11 protein-coding genes are annotated in these 18,302 nt (G+C 33.7%); 6 read left to right on the plus strand and 5 right to left on the minus strand.

Annotated elements, in window-relative coordinates:
* Positions 1-217: 217 nt before the first annotated feature.
* Entirely contained in the window at positions 218-1,759 is a 1,542-nt protein-coding gene (locus KQA_RS0202285; RefSeq protein WP_010177660.1) for an Rne/Rng family ribonuclease, read from the plus strand.
* Positions 1,760-1,804: 45 nt separating this feature from the next.
* On the opposite strand, the gene KQA_RS0202290 is transcribed toward KQA_RS0202285, so the two are convergent.
* Together KQA_RS0202290 and ahcY are read right to left on the minus strand one after the other, a co-directional pair.
* Positions 1,805-2,395 (minus strand): NUDIX domain-containing protein, encoded by a 591-nt coding sequence (locus KQA_RS0202290; RefSeq protein WP_010177662.1) that lies wholly within the window; start codon positions 2,393-2,395, stop codon positions 1,805-1,807.
* A gap of 88 nt (positions 2,396-2,483) precedes the next feature.
* A complete protein-coding gene (ahcY, locus tag KQA_RS0202295) occupies positions 2,484-3,800 on the minus strand; it encodes an adenosylhomocysteinase (RefSeq protein ID WP_010177664.1) in 1,317 nt (438 codons plus the stop codon).
* Between the two features lie 135 nt (positions 3,801-3,935).
* Between ahcY and KQA_RS0202300 the strand changes: the two genes are divergently transcribed.
* The 4 genes from KQA_RS0202300 (at position 3,936) to KQA_RS0202315 (ending at position 11,402) form a co-directional block, all read left to right on the plus strand.
* Positions 3,936-4,559 carry a 4'-phosphopantetheinyl transferase family protein gene (locus KQA_RS0202300; protein WP_010177667.1) on the plus strand — a complete coding sequence of 208 codons (624 nt, stop codon included), beginning with the start codon at positions 3,936-3,938 and terminating at the stop codon, positions 4,557-4,559.
* Positions 4,560-4,720: 161 nt separating this feature from the next.
* Positions 4,721-6,283, plus strand: a complete 1,563-nt coding sequence (locus KQA_RS0202305) for a DUF4301 family protein (protein WP_010177669.1) — start codon at positions 4,721-4,723, stop codon at positions 6,281-6,283.
* A gap of 111 nt (positions 6,284-6,394) precedes the next feature.
* Entirely contained in the window at positions 6,395-9,823 is a 3,429-nt protein-coding gene (locus KQA_RS0202310; RefSeq protein ID WP_010177671.1) for a hypothetical protein, read from the plus strand.
* Positions 9,824-9,956: 133 nt separating this feature from the next.
* Complete coding sequence (locus tag KQA_RS0202315; protein ID WP_010177673.1) at positions 9,957-11,402, plus strand: hypothetical protein; 1,446 nt, start codon at positions 9,957-9,959, stop codon at positions 11,400-11,402.
* Positions 11,403-11,640: 238 nt separating this feature from the next.
* Here KQA_RS0202315 and KQA_RS0202320 read toward each other — a convergent pair whose 3' ends face one another.
* From KQA_RS0202320 to KQA_RS0202330, 3 genes are all read right to left on the minus strand, one after another.
* Positions 11,641-12,282 (minus strand): hypothetical protein, encoded by a 642-nt coding sequence (locus tag KQA_RS0202320; RefSeq protein ID WP_010177675.1) that lies wholly within the window; start codon positions 12,280-12,282, stop codon positions 11,641-11,643.
* Between the two features lie 161 nt (positions 12,283-12,443).
* Positions 12,444-14,288: a cytochrome-c peroxidase gene (locus tag KQA_RS0202325; protein WP_040395997.1), complete on the minus strand. Its 1,845-nt coding sequence runs from the start codon at positions 14,286-14,288 to the stop codon at positions 12,444-12,446.
* Between the two features lie 6 nt (positions 14,289-14,294).
* Positions 14,295-15,980, minus strand: coding sequence for an alkaline phosphatase PhoX (locus KQA_RS0202330; protein WP_010177679.1), 1,686 nt, complete (start codon positions 15,978-15,980; stop codon positions 14,295-14,297).
* 599 nt (positions 15,981-16,579) lie between these two features.
* Between KQA_RS0202330 and KQA_RS0202335 the strand changes: the two genes are divergently transcribed.
* Complete coding sequence (locus KQA_RS0202335) at positions 16,580-18,238, plus strand: MBL fold metallo-hydrolase (RefSeq protein ID WP_010177681.1); 1,659 nt, start codon at positions 16,580-16,582, stop codon at positions 18,236-18,238.
* Positions 18,239-18,302 lie beyond the last annotated feature (64 nt).

Here is an 18,302-nt window from a genome sequence, read left to right on the forward strand (position 1 = left end):
GAAGAGCTAATCGTCACAAGAAAAAGTAGTCTAGTACTACTTTTTCTTTTTTTTTAAAGAACAGTTCATTGAAATAAAACACATTTATGTGTTTGTTGGAAAATACAATAAGTACACTAAATATCAATTTATTTAAATTCATTTTGTGTACTTAAGCTATTTCCTGTGATAAAATTTGTAATAACAGCGTTGTTTAGCAACGCATAAACCTAATAAAATGAATAAAGAATTAATTATTAGGTCGGGTTCATCTACAGATTTTGCCTTACTAAAGGATGGAAAACTAATCGAACTTCACAAAGAGGAAGACAACAGTAATTTTTCAGTTGGTGATATTTTTATTGCCAAAATAAGAAAACCTGTTGCTGGGCTTAATGCTGCTTTTGTAAATGTAGGCTATGAAAAAGATGCCTTTTTACATTATCATGATCTAGGCCCTCAAATCAACTCTTTGATAAAGTTTGTAAAACGTGTAAGCACAGGTAAACTTAAAGATTATTCTTTAGAGAATTTTCAAACTGAAAAAGACATTGAAAAAAACGGTGTAATTACCGATGTTTTCAAAGCAAATCAGTCTGTATTAGTACAAATAGTAAAAGAACCAATATCAACTAAAGGTCCTCGCCTTAGCTCCGAAATATCGATAGCTGGGCGTTATATTGTTTTAGTTCCTTTTTCAAATAGAGTATCCGTATCACAAAAGATCACGAGTAATGAGGAAAAAGACCGCTTAAAACGATTAGTAAAAAGTATTAAACCTAAAGGATTTGGTGTTATTATTCGTACCGTTGCAGAAGGCAAAAAAGTAGCAGAACTAGACAAAGATTTAGAAAACTTGGTGGAGCGCTGGAAAAGTATGTGTAGCAAACTATACAAAGCAGAGCACCCCTCAAAAGTATTAGGAGAAATGAATAGAGCTTCCTCTATTCTAAGAGATGTTTTTAATGATACCTTTACTGGAATCCATGTAGATGAAGAGGAATTATACAACCAGGTAACTGATTACCTAACTGAAATAGCCCCAAAAAAAACATCGATTGTTAAGCACTACAAAAGCAAAGAACCTATTTTTGAGCGATTTGGCATTGAACGTCAAATAAAAACAAGTTTTGGACAATCTGTCTCCATGAGTAAAGGCGCATACCTTGTTATTGAACATACTGAAGCATTACATGTTATAGATGTAAACAGTGGAAATCGTTCAAACAAAGCCCGAAACCAGGAAGACACCGCGCTTGAAGTTAACTTAATAAGCGCTAAAGAAATTGCTCGTCAATTAAGACTTCGTGACATGGGAGGAATCATCGTTGTTGATTTTATTGATATGGGAAAATCAGAAAATCGACGCAAACTATTTGATTGCCTACGAGAAGAAATGCTTGATGATAAAGCAAAACACAAAATTTTACCACCAAGTAAATTTGGATTGGTACAAATAACGCGACAGCGTGTTCGACCCGAAACAAACATTAAAACCCGCGAAAAAAACCCTAATGGTTCTGGTAGCGAGGTAGAAGCACCGATTGTTTTGGTGAATAAAATTGAGGTTGAACTTAAGAAACTCATTAACAACAAAAAGAATAAAAGTATTAGCATTACTGCTCATCCTTTTATAACCGCCTTTTTAACTAAAGGCTTTCCATCCATCCGTGCAAAATGGTCATTAAACCACAAGCAATGGATTAAGATCTCTCCAAGAGACGCTTACACGTATTTAGAATACCATTTTCATAACGAAAAAGGGAAAACTATAAAATAAATAAAAAGCCGTTTAAACTATGTTTAAGCGGCTTTTTTGTTTTAGCTATAAATCAAAAATCTTCATAAATGCATACTGTAATAAAATAATAGATTTACCATCAATAATCTCACCTTTAGCGATCATCGCATAAGCCTCATTAAAATCTATTTCCAACACCTCAATATTTTCTTGTTCTTCAGACAACCCTCCTCCATCTGCAACCTTCATATGCTCATTATATTCTGCTATAAAATATGACACCTTTTCCATTACCGCTCCTGGAGTCATATAGGCTTCGAACAAAAAATCTACTTTATCAACTTTATAGCCTGTTTCTTCCAAAGCTTCTTTTTTAGCACAAGTTTCGGGATCTAGACCATCCAATAACCCAGCGCACACTTCTATTAACATCCCATTTTTTTCACCCTCATTTATATAAATAGGTAATCGAAATTGGCGTGTTAAAATCACCTTTCGTGTTTCTTTATTATACAAAAGAATGGCCGCTCCACTGCCTTTATCATACACCTCCCTGACTTGCTCCTCAATGCTTCCATCTTCTTTTTTATAATCAATAGTTACCTTATGAAGCACATAATAATCATCTGACAATGTTTCCTTTGATTTTATTATTATTTCAGGATCCTTTTCCATATTTCAAAATTATAGTATCAAATATAAGCGAATCAAAAAAGGCTATCTAAAAATTAGACAGCCTCTTTAAAATTTATTGGTACATTTTTTAGTACCTGTAATATTCTGGTTTAAATGGCCCTTCAACCGTTACTCCAATATATTCTGCTTGATCTGGTCTTAACTCTTCTAACTCCACTCCTAAACGATTCAAGTGCAAACGTGCTACTTTTTCATCTAAATGCTTAGGTAACATATACACTTCGTTTTTATATGCTGCAGCATTATTCCACAACTCTAACTGTGCAAGAGTTTGGTTTGTAAATGAATTACTCATTACAAAACTTGGATGTCCTGTAGCACAACCTAAGTTTACTAAACGCCCCTCTGCCAATACAATAATGTCTTTTCCATCAATAGTGTACTTATCTACCTGAGGTTTAATTTCATCTTTAGTATTACCATAAGCTCCGTTTAACCAAGCCATGTCTATTTCATTGTCAAAATGACCTATATTACATACTATAGTTTTATCCTTCATAGCACGGAAATGCTTCTCTAAAATAATATCCTTATTTCCAGTTGTGGTAATTACAATATCGGCATTAGGGATAATTGTTTCCATTTTCTTTACCTCGTAACCATCCATAGCTGCTTGTAATGCACAAATTGGATCAATTTCGGTTACCGTTACAATAGCTCCTGCTCCACTAAAAGACGCCGCTGTACCTTTACCAACATCACCATAACCAGCCACTACAACACGTTTTCCTGCCAACATGATATCCGTGGCTCTACGAATAGCATCTACAGCACTTTCACGACACCCGTATTTATTATCAAATTTTGACTTTGTTACCGAATCGTTCACATTAATTGCCGGCATTGGTAACGTACCATTTTTTACACGTTCGTATAAACGATGTACTCCTGTTGTAGTTTCTTCAGAAAGTCCTTTAATGTCACCTACCAATTCAGGATAACGATCCAACACCATATTTGTTAAATCACCGCCGTCATCTAAAATCATATTTAACGGCTTTTTATCTTCTCCAAAGAAAAGTGTTTGCTCAATACACCAATCAAACTCCTCCTCATTCATTCCTTTCCATGCATAAACAGGTATCCCTGCAGCAGCGATAGCTGCAGCCGCTTGATCTTGTGTAGAAAATATATTACAACTACTCCAAGTAACCTCGGCCCCAAGTGCAATTAAAGTTTCAATAAGTACAGCAGTTTGGATAGTCATATGTAAACACCCAGCAATACGTGCTCCTTTTAAAGGCTGCTCGTTTTTATATTCTTCACGCAAGGACATTAAACCTGGCATTTCAGCTTCAGCTAATTCAATTTCTTTACGTCCCCATTCCGCTAACGAAATGTCTTTCACCTTATAGGCTACGTATGGTGTTGCAGTAGTACTCATAGATTTTATTTTTCTTAGTCGTGTAACTATTTTTGACTTACTTTGTATTCTTAAAATATAGTGATACTTTTTATTATATATTTTTATTTTAAGAAGTGCAAAGTTACAAAATACAGACCAAAATAGCTTATACTCATGCCACTTTACAAAAGCATTGCTGCCGACGATGAAACACATATCCTTATTTGGAAAATTACAGAAACAGAAAATGAATTATCCACTGGGATTTCATTAGGCAAAAACTCTACAGAAAGAGTTCTGGGAATGAAATCTGAAATGCATCGCAAAGCCTATTTAAGTGTCCGTCATTTACTCGCCATTGCACAATATACCGATGAAGACCTTACCTATAATGAAGTAGGAAAGCCTAAGTTAAGTGATGGTGTTTGTGTGTCAATTACTCATTCTCATGAATTTTCGGCCATCATACTAAGTGCTAAACCTGTAGGGATTGATATTGAAAAGCAACGTATTAAAATTGAAACTATAGCTAACAAATTTGTTTCTGAGAAAGAAAAGGAATGGCTTTCCAAACATCAAAACAACATAAAATCACTAACGGTAATTTGGGGAGCTAAAGAGTCCATTTACAAACTTTACGGACAAGTTGGACTTAGTTTTAAACAACATATTGAGTTAGCACCTTTTAATTTTAAAGAAACCTTTACTAGAGCTAGTGTTCATTTTAAAGAAGAAATTGAATTTTTTGATGTATTTTACCTAGAATTTGAGGAGTTTACCTGCGTTTACACTTTCTAACTCAATTAAGTTATTTTTTTTATTTCGAATACTTATATTGCAAACATATAGTTACCCCACCTTAAGGCAAGTCCGCAAGGTCTATGTTGAACAATATTTTTTTATTCCGAGGTAAAACTCGGAAAATTAAACACCACGTTGTGGATTAAATACCGACTATAGTGCAAATTACAGAAGCTGACATTAAACAAATAAAAGCTAAAGGATTAACTGTTGAACAAGTAGCACAACAGATTGAAATTTTTAAAAATGACATCCCTTTTGTGAGACTTAGAGAAGCTGCGAAACTAGGGAATGGTATTACTAATTTTGATACTGGCGAACTATTGGAACTTTCCAAAATTTATGATCGCCAAATTTCCAAACTACGTGTAGTCAAATTTGTTCCTGCTTCTGGTGCTGCTACGCGTATGTTTAAAGAGCTATTTAAGTTTTTAGATAATTACGATTACACTAAGGAAAGCTTAAACTCTTACCTAAACTACGAAAAAGCTACTGCTATTCGTTTGTTTTTAATTGGATTAGAAAAACTCCCTTTTTATCATATTGTTTTTGATGCTACCAAAAAAAAACACCCACGTTTTGATGATTATTCTGAAGGGGAACAGCTTTATGCTTTTGTAAAAACCATGCTAAAAAATGGAAGCGGCTTAAATTATGGAAGTTACCCCAAGGGCTTATTACCGTTTCACAAATACAAGGATACCATAACTACTGCTTTTGGTGAACATTTACATGAAGCCGCAAGTTACACTGCAGTAAATGGTAAAGCTGCGTTACATTTTACTGTTTCAAAAGAACATTTATTGGGTTTTAAAAACGAATTTGAACGTGTTCGTAAAATTGTAGAGCAAAAGACTCAAACTACCTTTGAAATCTCCTATTCTACTCAAAAAGAATTTACAGATACTGTAGCTGTTGACATGGAAAACAAGCCTTTTCGATTAGCTGATGGTGCTATTTTATTTAGACCTGGAGGACATGGTGCATTAATTGAAAATCTTAATGATATTGATGCCGACCTTGTTTTTATTAAAAACATTGATAACGTAGTTGTTCGTAAATATCAAGATGAATTATCCATTTACAAAAAAGCTTTGGCCGGAAAGCTTTTAGCCATACAAAATCATGTATTTTCAATACTAACAACTATTGAAAAAGAAATTCCTGATGAAGAAGAACTTGCTAAAATAAGTAAATTTATCACCAAGGAATTAAATATAAATATGCCTATTGATTTTGAAAAATTTTCAGAAAAATACAAGCAAGAATATTTACTTGATGTACTAGATAGGCCTATCCGTGTTTGCGGTATTGTATTAAATGAAGGGGAGCCTGGTGGAGGTCCATTTTGGGTTAAAAATAATCGAGGACGTTCGGAGTTGCAAATTATTGAAGGTGCACAAATAGACAAACGTGACACGCGCCAAAATACTATTATGCGACAAGCTACTCACTTTAATCCCGTTGATTTAGTTTGTGGAATGAAAAACTATAAAGGCGAAAAATTCAATTTGCTAAATTATGTTGACCCTAAAGCTGGATTTATTACTGAAAAATCCATTAATGGAGAAAAAATAAAAGCACTTGAATTACCTGGCTTATGGAATGGTGCCATGTCCAAATGGATTAGCATTTTTGTCGAAGTACCTTTAACCACTTTTAACCCTGTAAAAACAGTTAATGATTTATTAAAATCTGCGCATCAGGTTGAAATGTTTTAAATAGTACTTTTTCAAGAGTTTTTTAGTTTTGTAGTCCATATTTTATGGTTTAGCATGCAATTTGTAAGTCTTGTTGCGTTTTAACTACGAAATAGTGTAGCTTTGACAGGTATGCGAGGACTTTTTTTTCTCTTTTTAATTAGCTTTTTTTACATTGGGTACCCTCAGGACTCCACTGGTCTATTGCAAAAGCGTTTTATAAAGGTTACGGATTCCATTCAGCTAGACTCATTAAGCATTCAAAAATTTGGCTTCAAATTAGTTGATAATACATTAAAACCAATTGACAGCACGCTTTATCAAATCGACTTCGCGAAAGCGAAATTGTATTTAAAAAACACCGAAAGCCTTAGTGACTCCATTCAAGTAACCTATTTTAGGTACCCCGATTTTATTACTAAAAAATATCAAAATCTAGATCCCTCATTAATTATTCCTAAAAACACGCTATCAAAAAAACTATATCAACTTAAGCAACCTAATTACAAAAGTTCCTTTGAATTGTTTAATGGCCTGTCCACCAACGGAAGTATTTCAAGAGGAATTACAGTGGGTAACAATCAAAACTCCGTATTTAACTCGGAATTAGATTTACAAATTTCGGGACAATTAAGCGAAGGAATTACACTAAAAGCATCCTTACAAGATTCGAATATCCCCTTACAGGAAGGTGGTTATTCACAAAGTATTGATGAATTTGATCAAATTTTTATTGAATTAACAGGAAAAAAATGGGGCATTAGAGCTGGTGATATTCAACTTTCCAATACTAAAAGTGTATTTGCCACATTCACCAAAAAATTACAAGGCTTGTCCGTTCAATCTACATTTAGCGGAGCTCATACAGAAACCAATGCCTATTTATCTGGTGCACTAGTTCGTGGTCAATACAATCGTAGTAGTATTGATGGGGAAGAGGGAAATCAAGGTCCGTATAAGCTGATTGGTCAAGGCGGTGAATTGTTTGTACTTATAGTTTCGGGCAGTGAACGTGTATATGTAAATGGACTTTTACTTAAACGAGGTGAAAACAATGACTATATAATTGATTACAATGCAGGCGAACTCCGTTTTAACCCCACCTACCCCATTACTACCGATATGCGTATTATTGTGGAATACCAAACATCACAACGAAACTATGCGCGTATTTTTGGATTAGGAGGCGCTAAACTCAGCTCCAAAAAACTAAACTTAGAGGCTTTTGTGTATTCGGAAAATGATCTTAAAAATCAAACCCTACAACAGGATTTAAGTAATGAGCAAAAACGAGTACTTTCCGAAGCTGGAGACGATGAAAATTTGATGACTGCCCCCTCGGCTGTACCCGATACTTTTGGTGAAAATAAAATTTTGTACAGAAACACTGGAACAGAAACCAATCCTGTTTATGAATTTTTAGCTGACATAAACACTTTAGCTAATCCAAATGAACCACTTTTTCAAGTACGTTTTTCGAGGGTAGCTCAAGGAAGCGGTAATTACAGATTAATAAACACCACTGTTGCCAACCGTATTTTTGAATATATAGCACCCGATAATGGAGTCCCTCAAGGAGATTTTGCTCCAATAACCCAATTACAGGCTCCCAACAAATTACAAGTTGGTGTACTTATGGGAACTTATATCCCTAATAAGAAAACCACATTGGATTTTGAATTAGCCGCTAGTTCAAATGACCAGAATCTGTTTTCATCTATCAATGACAATAACAATAATGGAGGTGCCGCCCGATTTAAACTTGAGCAACGCTTATTTGGAAAAGATACTATTGGTTGGAGTGCTACTGCTACTGGAAGTGCAGATTGGGTACAAAAAAACTATCGCAGTATTGAGCGTTTATATAATATTGAATTTAATAGAGATTGGAATTTAACCCCTGGAATTAATGATCAACTACTAACCAATATGGGGCTCCATTTTAAACATCCCAAAAATGGAACAATCAATTATGACTTTCAATACTTGGATTTTGGGAATCAATATACAGGTAATAGACATTTACTTAGCACACTATTACGCCTTAAAAATTGGCAACTCACGCACAGATCAAGTACTTTAAAAAGCACTAGCACCGCACTAAAAAGCACTTTTTTACGTAGTTATACTGGGATTAATTACAACAAACAAAAATTTTGGACTGGTGCCAAGTGGGGGTTGGAAAATAACCAAGAATCGGAAAAAGCCACCAACCGACTCACAAACCAAAGTCAACGTTATCAATCCTACGAAGTATTTACTGGTGTGGGTGATAGTACTAAAGTATTTGCTAAAATTGGCTATCGCTATCGCGTTAATGACAGCATCCAAAACAACCAATTGCAACGTGTGAGTACTGCTAATACCGCTTACTTAAACTCGCAACTTATTAGCAACTCCACTACTCGATTATCCCTTTTTGTAAACTACCGAGTACAAAATGATGTCCGAGAAACTGAAAAAGACAAAAACTTAAATTCGCGCCTCCTTTTCCGTCAAAAATTATGGAGAAATAGAATTTTATGGAACACCGCTATTGAAACTCAAAGTGGAACACTACCGCGACAGGATTTCACTTACGTAGAAGTTGAACCAGGACGTGGTTTATACACATGGAATGATTACAATAATGATGGCAAACAAGATTTGCTTGAATTTGAATTAAGCCCTTTTCCCGATCAAGCTACCTATATTAGAGTACTTTTACCAAGACAAGTTTTTCTAAAAACCTACCAAAACAAACTGAGCCAGCAAGTCACATTAGACTTAGCTAATTGGAAAAAATCCGAACTATCATGGAAACGTTTTGCTGCTCATTTTTACAACCAAACCTCCTTTATTATTGACCGTAAAGTATCACGCGAAGGGAACGACCTCAATTTTAATATTTTTAAAAATAGCGCCGATGACTTGGGCTTAAATGCCAACTTACGAAACTCTTTATTTTTCAACAGAGGCAAACAACATTATACTAGTAACTACACCTTTTTAAACGCAACTACCAACAACATACTCATTACAGGAAGTCAATCCAACGAAACTACATCTCACAATTTTAATTTTTCGCATAAAATTAAAGAAAGCTGGTTGTTTGATTCCCGTTATATTATGAGCCATCAAAAAAGTGAGGTTGAAAACACTCCAGATAGAAACTTTACCTTGGAAGGAAATGAATTTACACCAAAGGTTTCCTATTTATTCTCGGGACAATCAAGTGTTTCTGTTTCCTATTCTTTTTTAACTAAAGAAAATACTGCCCTTGGTGCCGAAAAATTAAATCAACAAAAACTAACAGCTGCGTTTCGTTTAGGAAATCAAGAAAATGCCACTGTAACAGGTGCCTTTGATTGGTTTGAAAACGAATTTGAAGGCAACTCCTTTTCACCTGTAGCCTATCAATTATTAAATGGACTACAACCAGGTACTAATTTTACTTGGAATCTTTTAGCTCAAAAAAAGATCACTAAATTTTTAGAACTCAACCTGAACTACAGCGGTCGAAAAACAAAAATTTCCAAAACAATTCATAGTGGCAGTGTACAATTGAGAGCGTTTTTTTAAATATCTCCATACTTAATTCAACACACTACACTTTGTAGATTTATAAACGAAAAAATATTTTTCCTTTACTACTAAAAAGTATTTGTTTTTAATTTATTTTTAACTTAATATTTTAACCAAATTTTATTTAAATATGAGATACATTTTTTTCAAGATTACAATTATTAACTTTTTATCATTATTTGTTCTTTCTTGCGAGAAAGATACTAGTAACAACGAAATTTCTGAAAGTGTTCAACCGATTACAACAAATAACTGGACAGTATTTATTAACAAAGACTTTTATCCGAATTTAAGTACATTAAACATGACTCCTGGTGATGTAGTCACAATCAACTTAGAAGGATCACTTTGCAATGGATGTGACAGATGGGATTCAAACACTGTTGATATATATCTGTATAATCATCAAAGAAATAAAAATTCCTTAACTATAGCTAAAAACGTAAAAACTACTATAGACAAAGAGATTTACAAATGGACAATACCTTCTGACATATTTAATGGTACATATAGTATAAAAGTCATAGACCCAAACAACCCCAATATACATCAATCTCATAGTGAAAGAGATATCAATATTTCAGGTGGAAAAAAATTAATTCCTTTTAATGAATCCATGGGTATAACTAATAGCTCCATCAACAATGCATACTACCTATTCTCTAAAGGTAATGACAATGACCTTTGGAGCGAATCTAGAAATCGATCTACTTTAAATCTCGGAAAACCTCATACTGGTTTTTCACAATCAATAGGAACTGCAACTGTTAATAACAATAAACCTTATGTATTTGTTAAAGGAAACGACGGTAACCTATGGAATAATAGTTTGTCTGGATCTAAATGGTCTTGGAATAATCACGGAAAACCTAACTCAGGTTTTTCTCAATCAATGGGAGCTATAACTGTAGATGGCAGTAGACCTTATGTATTTGTTCAAGGAACTGACGGTAACCTATGGTCAAATTGGTGGTCAGGGTCTAAATGGTCTTGGGCTAACCAAGGAAAACCAACAACTAACATCGCGCAATCTATGGGAGCCATTACTGTAGATGGTAGTAGACCTTATGTATTTGTTCAAGGAACTGATGGTAATTTATGGTCAAATTGGTGGTCTGGGTCTAAATGGTCTTGGTCTAATCAAGGAAAACCAAGAACTAACATCGCGCAATCTATGGGAGCCATTACTGTAGATGGTAGCAGACCTTATGTATTTGTGAAAGGAACGGACGGTAACCTATGGTCAAATTGGTGGTCTGGAACTAGATGGATTTGGTCCAACCAAGGAAAACCTGGTGTAGGCTTTTCCGAATCAATGGGTAGTATAACTGTTGACGGGAGTAGACCTTACGTATTTGTTAAAGGTAATGATGGTAATTTATGGGTTAACTTATGGACAGGATCCAAATGGGTGTGGGCCAATCAAGGGAAACCAAAAACTAATATTTCTATATCCAAAGCCATGGGAAGTATAACCGTTGACGGAAGTAGACCTTATGTATTTGTTAAGGGTAGTGACGGTAATTTATGGGTTAATTCTTGGTCTGGTTCTAAATGGTCTTGGTCGAAAATTTAAATCTATTTTTTTACTATTGATCATAATAATAGTACCTAAATGGAAAATAGGCAAGATTTAAAACCTTGCCTATTTTTTTGTATTAAAAATTGTCTTCGATTTAACTCTATATTTCTAAGGAGAATAAGAAAATTGCTTAAGTTAATATCAAGCAACTTCTATAAAAAAATTAATTTAAAATCTGCATATACAGATGCTTTAAGGTTTTCAATAAATTTTAACCAGACACTAATTTTAGTTACTTAATTGTATATGATTGCAGTCTTCTTTCAATCAAATGCTTGCTATCTGAAACAGTTGAATATTTTTTTAAAATTAAACCAATTCCAGGTGAGTAATAATCATTATCCTTACCTGGTAATCGTTTTGAATCTTTTAAATCTATGGCGTAAGTTTCCATATCTAAAGTTTTAAACTCTCCCGCTTCAGTCGTTATATCTCTAGTTCCTTCTTTTAATTCAGTAAACACCTCAAATTCAATCCTCTCAGATCGAAAAAATTTATCATTCGAATTATTTACAAACAAAATCTCTCCTTTATCATTTATAAGACTGCCTAATGAATCTCTTAAAAATTCATATTTAGTTCCATTAGGATTACAAAAAGCAATGCCTTTTTCATTCCCTGTAGTTTTTGTTCTAACTTTAAAAAAAGTTTCTCCATCAATAATTTCTCTTGACAATACCGATACGGAATCCACTACATTAACATCCTCATAAGAATCCGTTTCTCTGTTACGTCTAAAACTTTTATATACCCAAGAATTTCCTTCTTTAAGTCCATAAAAACTTACAGCCTCTTCAACTGGCGTTTTAGCCTCATCGGTCTTTGAACATGAGACAATTAATAATACGATTAAAAAAAATGACACTTTCTTCATAATACTGAATATGTTTAATTTACAGCATTAGAACGACTTTTCAGCGCTTTTAATTGTATTTTACCGAGTTGTATTACGGTTAACTATTCGTTAAAAAAAAGTTATTAATTATACATTTAATAACAAGTTCCAAAAACTACTTTTATCGAGTAGATATTTCATTAAACCCTATTTAATTTTTTAACAAAATCTGCATCAGTTAAGGTTTTTATAAAAGCGACTAAATCCTTTTGTTCCGATTTTGTTAAATTCAAATTATCAAATGGAAGCGTCTGATTGGGCAAATTAATACCAATACCTTGTCCTCCTCCTCTATTATAAAAGTCCACCACCTCTTCCAGTGTATTGTATACACCATTATGCATATATGGAGCTGTTACAGCTGCATTCCGTATACTAGGTGTTTTAAAAAAGTGTTTTCGCTGTGGGGTTTTAAACTGGTTATACCTTCCTAAATCTGTTGAGATTTTAGCATTTATAGTATCATTCTTTACAGGCACTCCTATGGCTTCCAATTCGGTATCTAAAAAATTTGGCGGTACGGTACCATTAAACACTGGTGCAAAATGGCAGGTAGCACACAAGGCTTTACCCGTAAATAAATTAAATCCATTTTTTTCAGATGCAGTTAATGTATTTTCCTCACCTCTAATGTTTCTGTCAAATTTAGAATCGAATTTGTTCAAGGTTCTAATATAGGAAGCCATGGCATGACGTATATTCATATCTGTCCCACCACGAGTGTATAAAGTATCAAATGCCTTTTTGTAATAGGCATCCTTTTTAACCACATTTTCTAAGTGCTTCAAATTGGTATTGAATTCTCCATGATTGGTCACTACACCAACAATTTGCCCCTCCAAACTACCTGCCCTAGCATCAACAAAAAAAGACTGCTGTAACGCAGCATAAGTTATAGTAGGTGTGTTTCGTTTTTGATGCTTATCAAAAGTTTGTAATCCATCGGTAAAGGCTTTTTCTTTTATATGACAAGTAGCACAGGCCATCGTATTGGCTATAGACAATCTTTTATCATTAAATAGCTTTTTACCAATAGCTATTTTTGTGTCTATATTATTCATTTCAAAACGGTAATCCGAAAAATACTTCATATTGAAAGCTTCTTCAGAAAATAACTTTTCCGCTTCGTGATTTAATGCCAATGTGACATTAAATTTTACGCCCCAATCCTGTTGTATTTTAGCCATTAAAGCCAACTGGGTATTTATGTGGTTTTTTATAAACAGAAAGCGATCAAAACTATCAAAATCATGATTTAAAAAAGTTATTGAAGCTTGTGTTTCTTTTTCCCATGATTGCATTAATTCTGGATCAGAAAAATTTTCTTTATATATCTTTAAAATATGTAGTATTTCTTGATAAATCCAAGACGATTCTTTTAACGACTGCCCTAAGGCTGGCGAATCAAAACCAGTGATCCCCGTTGTTGCAATCCTAACAATTTGATTTCTTATCAACCATAAAATATGATAATCTTTGAACCTTAACTTTGTGTTATTATATAATAATTTAAGGCGGCTAGCTGTTTTTTTAGCTACTGTCTTTATTGCTTCTAGATCTTTTTCCTCTTCAAATAATAGTTCTTCTATCACTTGAAAACCAAAAGGATGTAAAATTTTTATGTCAGTAGCATCTTCCTCCATGACTTTAATCAAATTAGGAGCATTTAGTGACGCATAATTATTTTTATCTATAAAGGACAAAATAGGTTCAATAGACTTAAATTGTTTTCTAGCAACTTTGTAATGTACTACCATTTTTTGATGCTTAGATTCTTCTTGCAACTTATCTAAACTTTCAAAAGCTTTTTTAAGCGTTTCCTTGTAATTCAACTCCAGTTTTTCCAGTGGTGTTAACAACTCATTTTTTGTTATATATTCACCTTCGGCACTTGTAGTTTTATTTTTATTACAATTTGTTAAAATAAACAAAAGACATGCACAAAACAGGCATGTCTTTTGTTTTAAAGAAATATAAAATCTCATAGTTTATTATCTATCTAATCCCTCTATTAAATACAGCATTGAACCTTCTTGAGCCCAATGTCCTTTAGCATCCGAAATGGCATTCTTGTCTGTAAATACCTGACCTGGTATGGCATTCCAACCGTGGTTTTGAGTAATTAATAAGAATTGATTTTTACCAGATTTTGTTACATCAGAAATATCGATCATTCCAGTAAGTTCCCATGTTCTGGAAGTAGTACCAAAACCTAAACTTTCTGCTTTTTCTTGATCACATTCTAAAACCGTTTTTAACGCTCCCGAAGTTAAATCATATTGGTATACTTTAGCATAACCTTGTATCGCAGGATTCACATCAAAATATCCATTAGGATCTTCCTGAATATAGGCGTAGTTTTCTGTTACTAAAATATTATCAGGTGAGTGGAAACCATCGGCTATTCCTCCTACTTTATCTCCATCTAACACACAAGTAATTTTAGCTGCTCCTGTAGGGTCGTTTTCATTTAATACTACTTTATAAATACGTCCTAAAATACTTCCTTTACCTACCAAACCAGATTTATTACGACCAGTAACCGCAAAATAAATTTCTCTTTGGTTTTCAGCAGTACCTCTTCTCCAATCGATATCTTCTAAACGAGAGAATCCCATAGCACCCTTATCCATAGCTTCTTGATTTAAAGCTTCTATTTCAGTTTCCGACATTTCAACAAATTCGGCATCGTATTCCATTCCTTCAGCCATATCTACTTCATTCAAAATTCCTGCAGAAGACACCTTTAACGTATATAGTTTACCACCAGATAAATCTCCTCGGGTACCTACATACATTCCTAAGTGACCTTGAGGCACTTCATTATCAGAATCATCATCACCAATAAAAGCAACCGTTTTAGTTGGATAAGCATCTTTTCCTATGACCACTGCATTTTCAGTTGACCATTGACCAAAAGCAGTTAACATTGTTGCCGATCCTGCTTCGGAAGCCGATCTGTAAGGATCAGTTACAAAAACCCCTTTAGAGTCTCCTCCCCACTCACCTCCAGAAAGGTACATGGGACCAAAACCGTGCTCTTCCATAGTTATCAAAGAACCTGAACACTGAGCTGTATTTGCTGTAGCTTCAGCATTTAATATATATTCTCCAGAAACTGGTTTTAAATCGGCATCCAGCTTAATACGTGCTACAGAATAATCAGCTTCAATATTATTAATAAACGTGTATGTTCCATCAGCTTCTTTTAATAAGCCACACCCATCGGCCATTGAACCATATACAAATTCATTAGCTAATTTTGATTCAGAAGATAACAATGGAGTTACTTTAATTGAAGAAAACTCTGGCTTAACATCTAAAAAATTCACTAATTCACCAAAAGGAATACCTTCCGCATTTCTTTTCAATAGTTGCTCTAGACTAGCCATAAGACTACTTAACTCATCCTCGGCATCTTCATTTTGTTTTGTTAAAGCTTTTATTTTTTCTTCAGCTTCAACTATCTCTTCAGCTGTAGCATCTCCTTTTTTTATTAACTCTTCGATTTGTGCTTTTAAAGCATCAATTTCTGCCTTTGAGGCTTCGCTTATAGTTCCAGCTGGACCAGCTGGCCCTGGAGGTCCTACCTTACCATCTTCAGTTTCACAACTTGTAATTGAAGCTACTAATGCTAATGAAGCAAATAGTTTTAAAAATAATTTTGAATTATACATATTGACTAAGTTTAATTATCTAATTGGTTGAGACAAAATTAAATTCAAACAGTTGTTTGTATATTAGTGTAATACTGTATAATAATTATTAAAATGTTGCTAAATTGTTAAAGGAACTTTCTTAATATTAAATAATTATTTCATTAAATTAAAGTTACTGCTGCCAATTCACTTAAATTTTTCATAAAATATTAATTATCATATAATTAAAACTTTCAAAAACAACCTCAATAGAGAAATACTAATACCATGCAAGTGCTTAACATTAGAGATAGCAATGCCTGTATTAACCTGGTAGTATTCCAATTTCCTGATAAATCAAACAATACCTTGTCTCCTTACTTTGTTAATCTAGTTTAACCTATAGCCCATAAATTATACTGAAATTTGATCTAACTCGGATAATGCGTTAGCACTTCGTTATAAGTTTATATATAAACACTAGTGTTTTCTTAATTTTAGTATAACACCTACCGCTATTACTAAATTAAAAACACGGTTTACAATAGTAGTTGCAATAGACTATAAAAAGAGTAGATTTTTTAATGCATAATTCGGGTTTAAAATTCAACACATCCATTGTTAAAACTTAAAAAATTATGAAAAAACTAGGTAAAATTTTATGGCTAAGCATCATTGCAACACTGGCAATAGTAAGTTGCAAAAAAGATGATGAGACCACAGCTTCCAATGACAATAAAGCATTATTCGCCAAAGTGGAGGAGGCTTTAGGTGGTAAAGCGAACCTATCAAGTGCATTAACTATAACTTACAAATCTACTGGAGAAGCTTTTGAATTTCAAGAGGATCCAGAACCTGTTAATGGCAAAGTTGCTGATTTTGACTACAGCTTAATTTATAACTTAAATGGAACACAATCCAAACAAAGTTGGAATGTAAATGCCGACTATGCCTTTGCTACAGATTTTAGTTTTGTAGAGACTATTGACCATACCAAAGGAAAATCTGAAGGTACAACAGGCACATTTTCTGCAAACTTTAGTGGTTTTGGTGTCACTGGCGATCCTATGTTTTCAACAAAATTAGCCGCACGCCAAAAAACCTTACTCATGTCATCACCTATAGCTATTACTAAAATGATTGCTAAGGGAGCTATACAAAGTACAAAAGCTGGAATAATAAATGTTAACTTTAATACATCTCCTTTAGGTTTTGGAAGTGATACTCCAGATATTCAACTTGTAATTGATACGGATACTAATTTACCTATTAAATCACAAGTGCTCGAAAATGATCCTTTGTTGGGTGATGTAGTATACGAAGTGGTTTATGAAAAATGGGAAACTAGTAATGATTTAAAATACCCTACTCGCTTAACACATATACTTGATGGTAATATCATTAGAAAAGAATCCATTTCTGAGGTCAAAATCAATCCCGAAATTGAAAATACAGAATTAACACTTACCAATGAAGAAGCTTTTAGCTATAATGCCAACGAAGCAAAATTTGGACACCTATCCTCTCAATTTCATTTTAGAACATTACTACAAACTTTTCCTATTGATTTTCCTGTGGAAATTGTAACACAATCATCACCATTAGCCTTAGCATCTGAATTAGTTGCTAATGATAACAATGTCTATCGTGTTTCGGGTGATTTTCAATCGCATTACACCTATGCATTTAAAATTGATGGCGGTTTATTACTTTATGATTCCCCTATTAATGATCGTAGATCAAAAGTGGTACTTGATAAAATAAGGCAAGATTTTAGTACCGATCCTATTACATATGTGGTACACTCGCACAATCACTTTGATCACACTGGTGGCCTTAGGGGTAGTTTAGCCGAAGGAGGTGACCTCATAGTTGGACAAGGTTCAAAATCATTTATTGAAAACGTATTACAACGCCCTAGTACCGTGCTGCCAAATCCCATTGCAAATACACCTATAAATGTTACCGGAGTAACAGATGTAATGACTATTGGAACTGGTGATGAAAAAGTAGCATTATATACTATTTCAACCTTACATGCCGAAGAGGATGATTACATAGTGTTATACAAACCAGCGACCAAAACCATTTACTTTAATGATTTATATAATCCTGGTTTTATTAATGTGTTTGATACTTTTAAAACCGAAGACCAACAGCGAATGATTGCACTTGCAAAAGATATCGTGAATTTTGTGGATGATAAAAACTTAGCTGTTACTACTTTTCATTGCTCGCATGGGTTTACCACCCTAGACTTTGATTTTAAAACTATTAGGGATATCTCTCAAAAATAGTTTTCATTTTAGTTTAACCTACTTTATAACCTAAAAAAATAAAGTAGGTTAAACTAAAACACCA

The sequence above is a fragment of the Aquimarina agarilytica ZC1 genome (assembly GCF_000255455.1).
Classification (GTDB): Bacteria; Bacteroidota; Bacteroidia; order Flavobacteriales; family Flavobacteriaceae; genus Aquimarina; species Aquimarina agarilytica.

Coding starts and splice junctions, on each gene's coding strand:
- KQA_RS0202290 (WP_010177662.1), bottom strand. CDS start 2,395: ATGGAAAAGGATCCTGAAATAATAATAAAATCAAAGGAAACATTGTCA.
- KQA_RS0202330 (WP_010177679.1), bottom strand. CDS start 15,980: ATGTATAATTCAAAATTATTTTTAAAACTATTTGCTTCATTAGCATTA.
- KQA_RS0202325 (WP_040395997.1), bottom strand. CDS start 14,288: ATGAGATTTTATATTTCTTTAAAACAAAAGACATGCCTGTTTTGTGCA.
- KQA_RS0202320 (WP_010177675.1), bottom strand. CDS start 12,282: ATGAAGAAAGTGTCATTTTTTTTAATCGTATTATTAATTGTCTCATGT.
- KQA_RS0202335 (WP_010177681.1), top strand. CDS start 16,580: ATGAAAAAACTAGGTAAAATTTTATGGCTAAGCATCATTGCAACACTG.
- ahcY (WP_010177664.1), bottom strand. CDS start 3,800: ATGAGTACTACTGCAACACCATACGTAGCCTATAAGGTGAAAGACATT.
- KQA_RS0202315 (WP_010177673.1), top strand. CDS start 9,957: ATGAGATACATTTTTTTCAAGATTACAATTATTAACTTTTTATCATTA.
- KQA_RS0202300 (WP_010177667.1), top strand. CDS start 3,936: ATGCCACTTTACAAAAGCATTGCTGCCGACGATGAAACACATATCCTT.
- KQA_RS0202285 (WP_010177660.1), top strand. CDS start 218: ATGAATAAAGAATTAATTATTAGGTCGGGTTCATCTACAGATTTTGCC.
- KQA_RS0202310 (WP_010177671.1), top strand. CDS start 6,395: ATGCGAGGACTTTTTTTTCTCTTTTTAATTAGCTTTTTTTACATTGGG.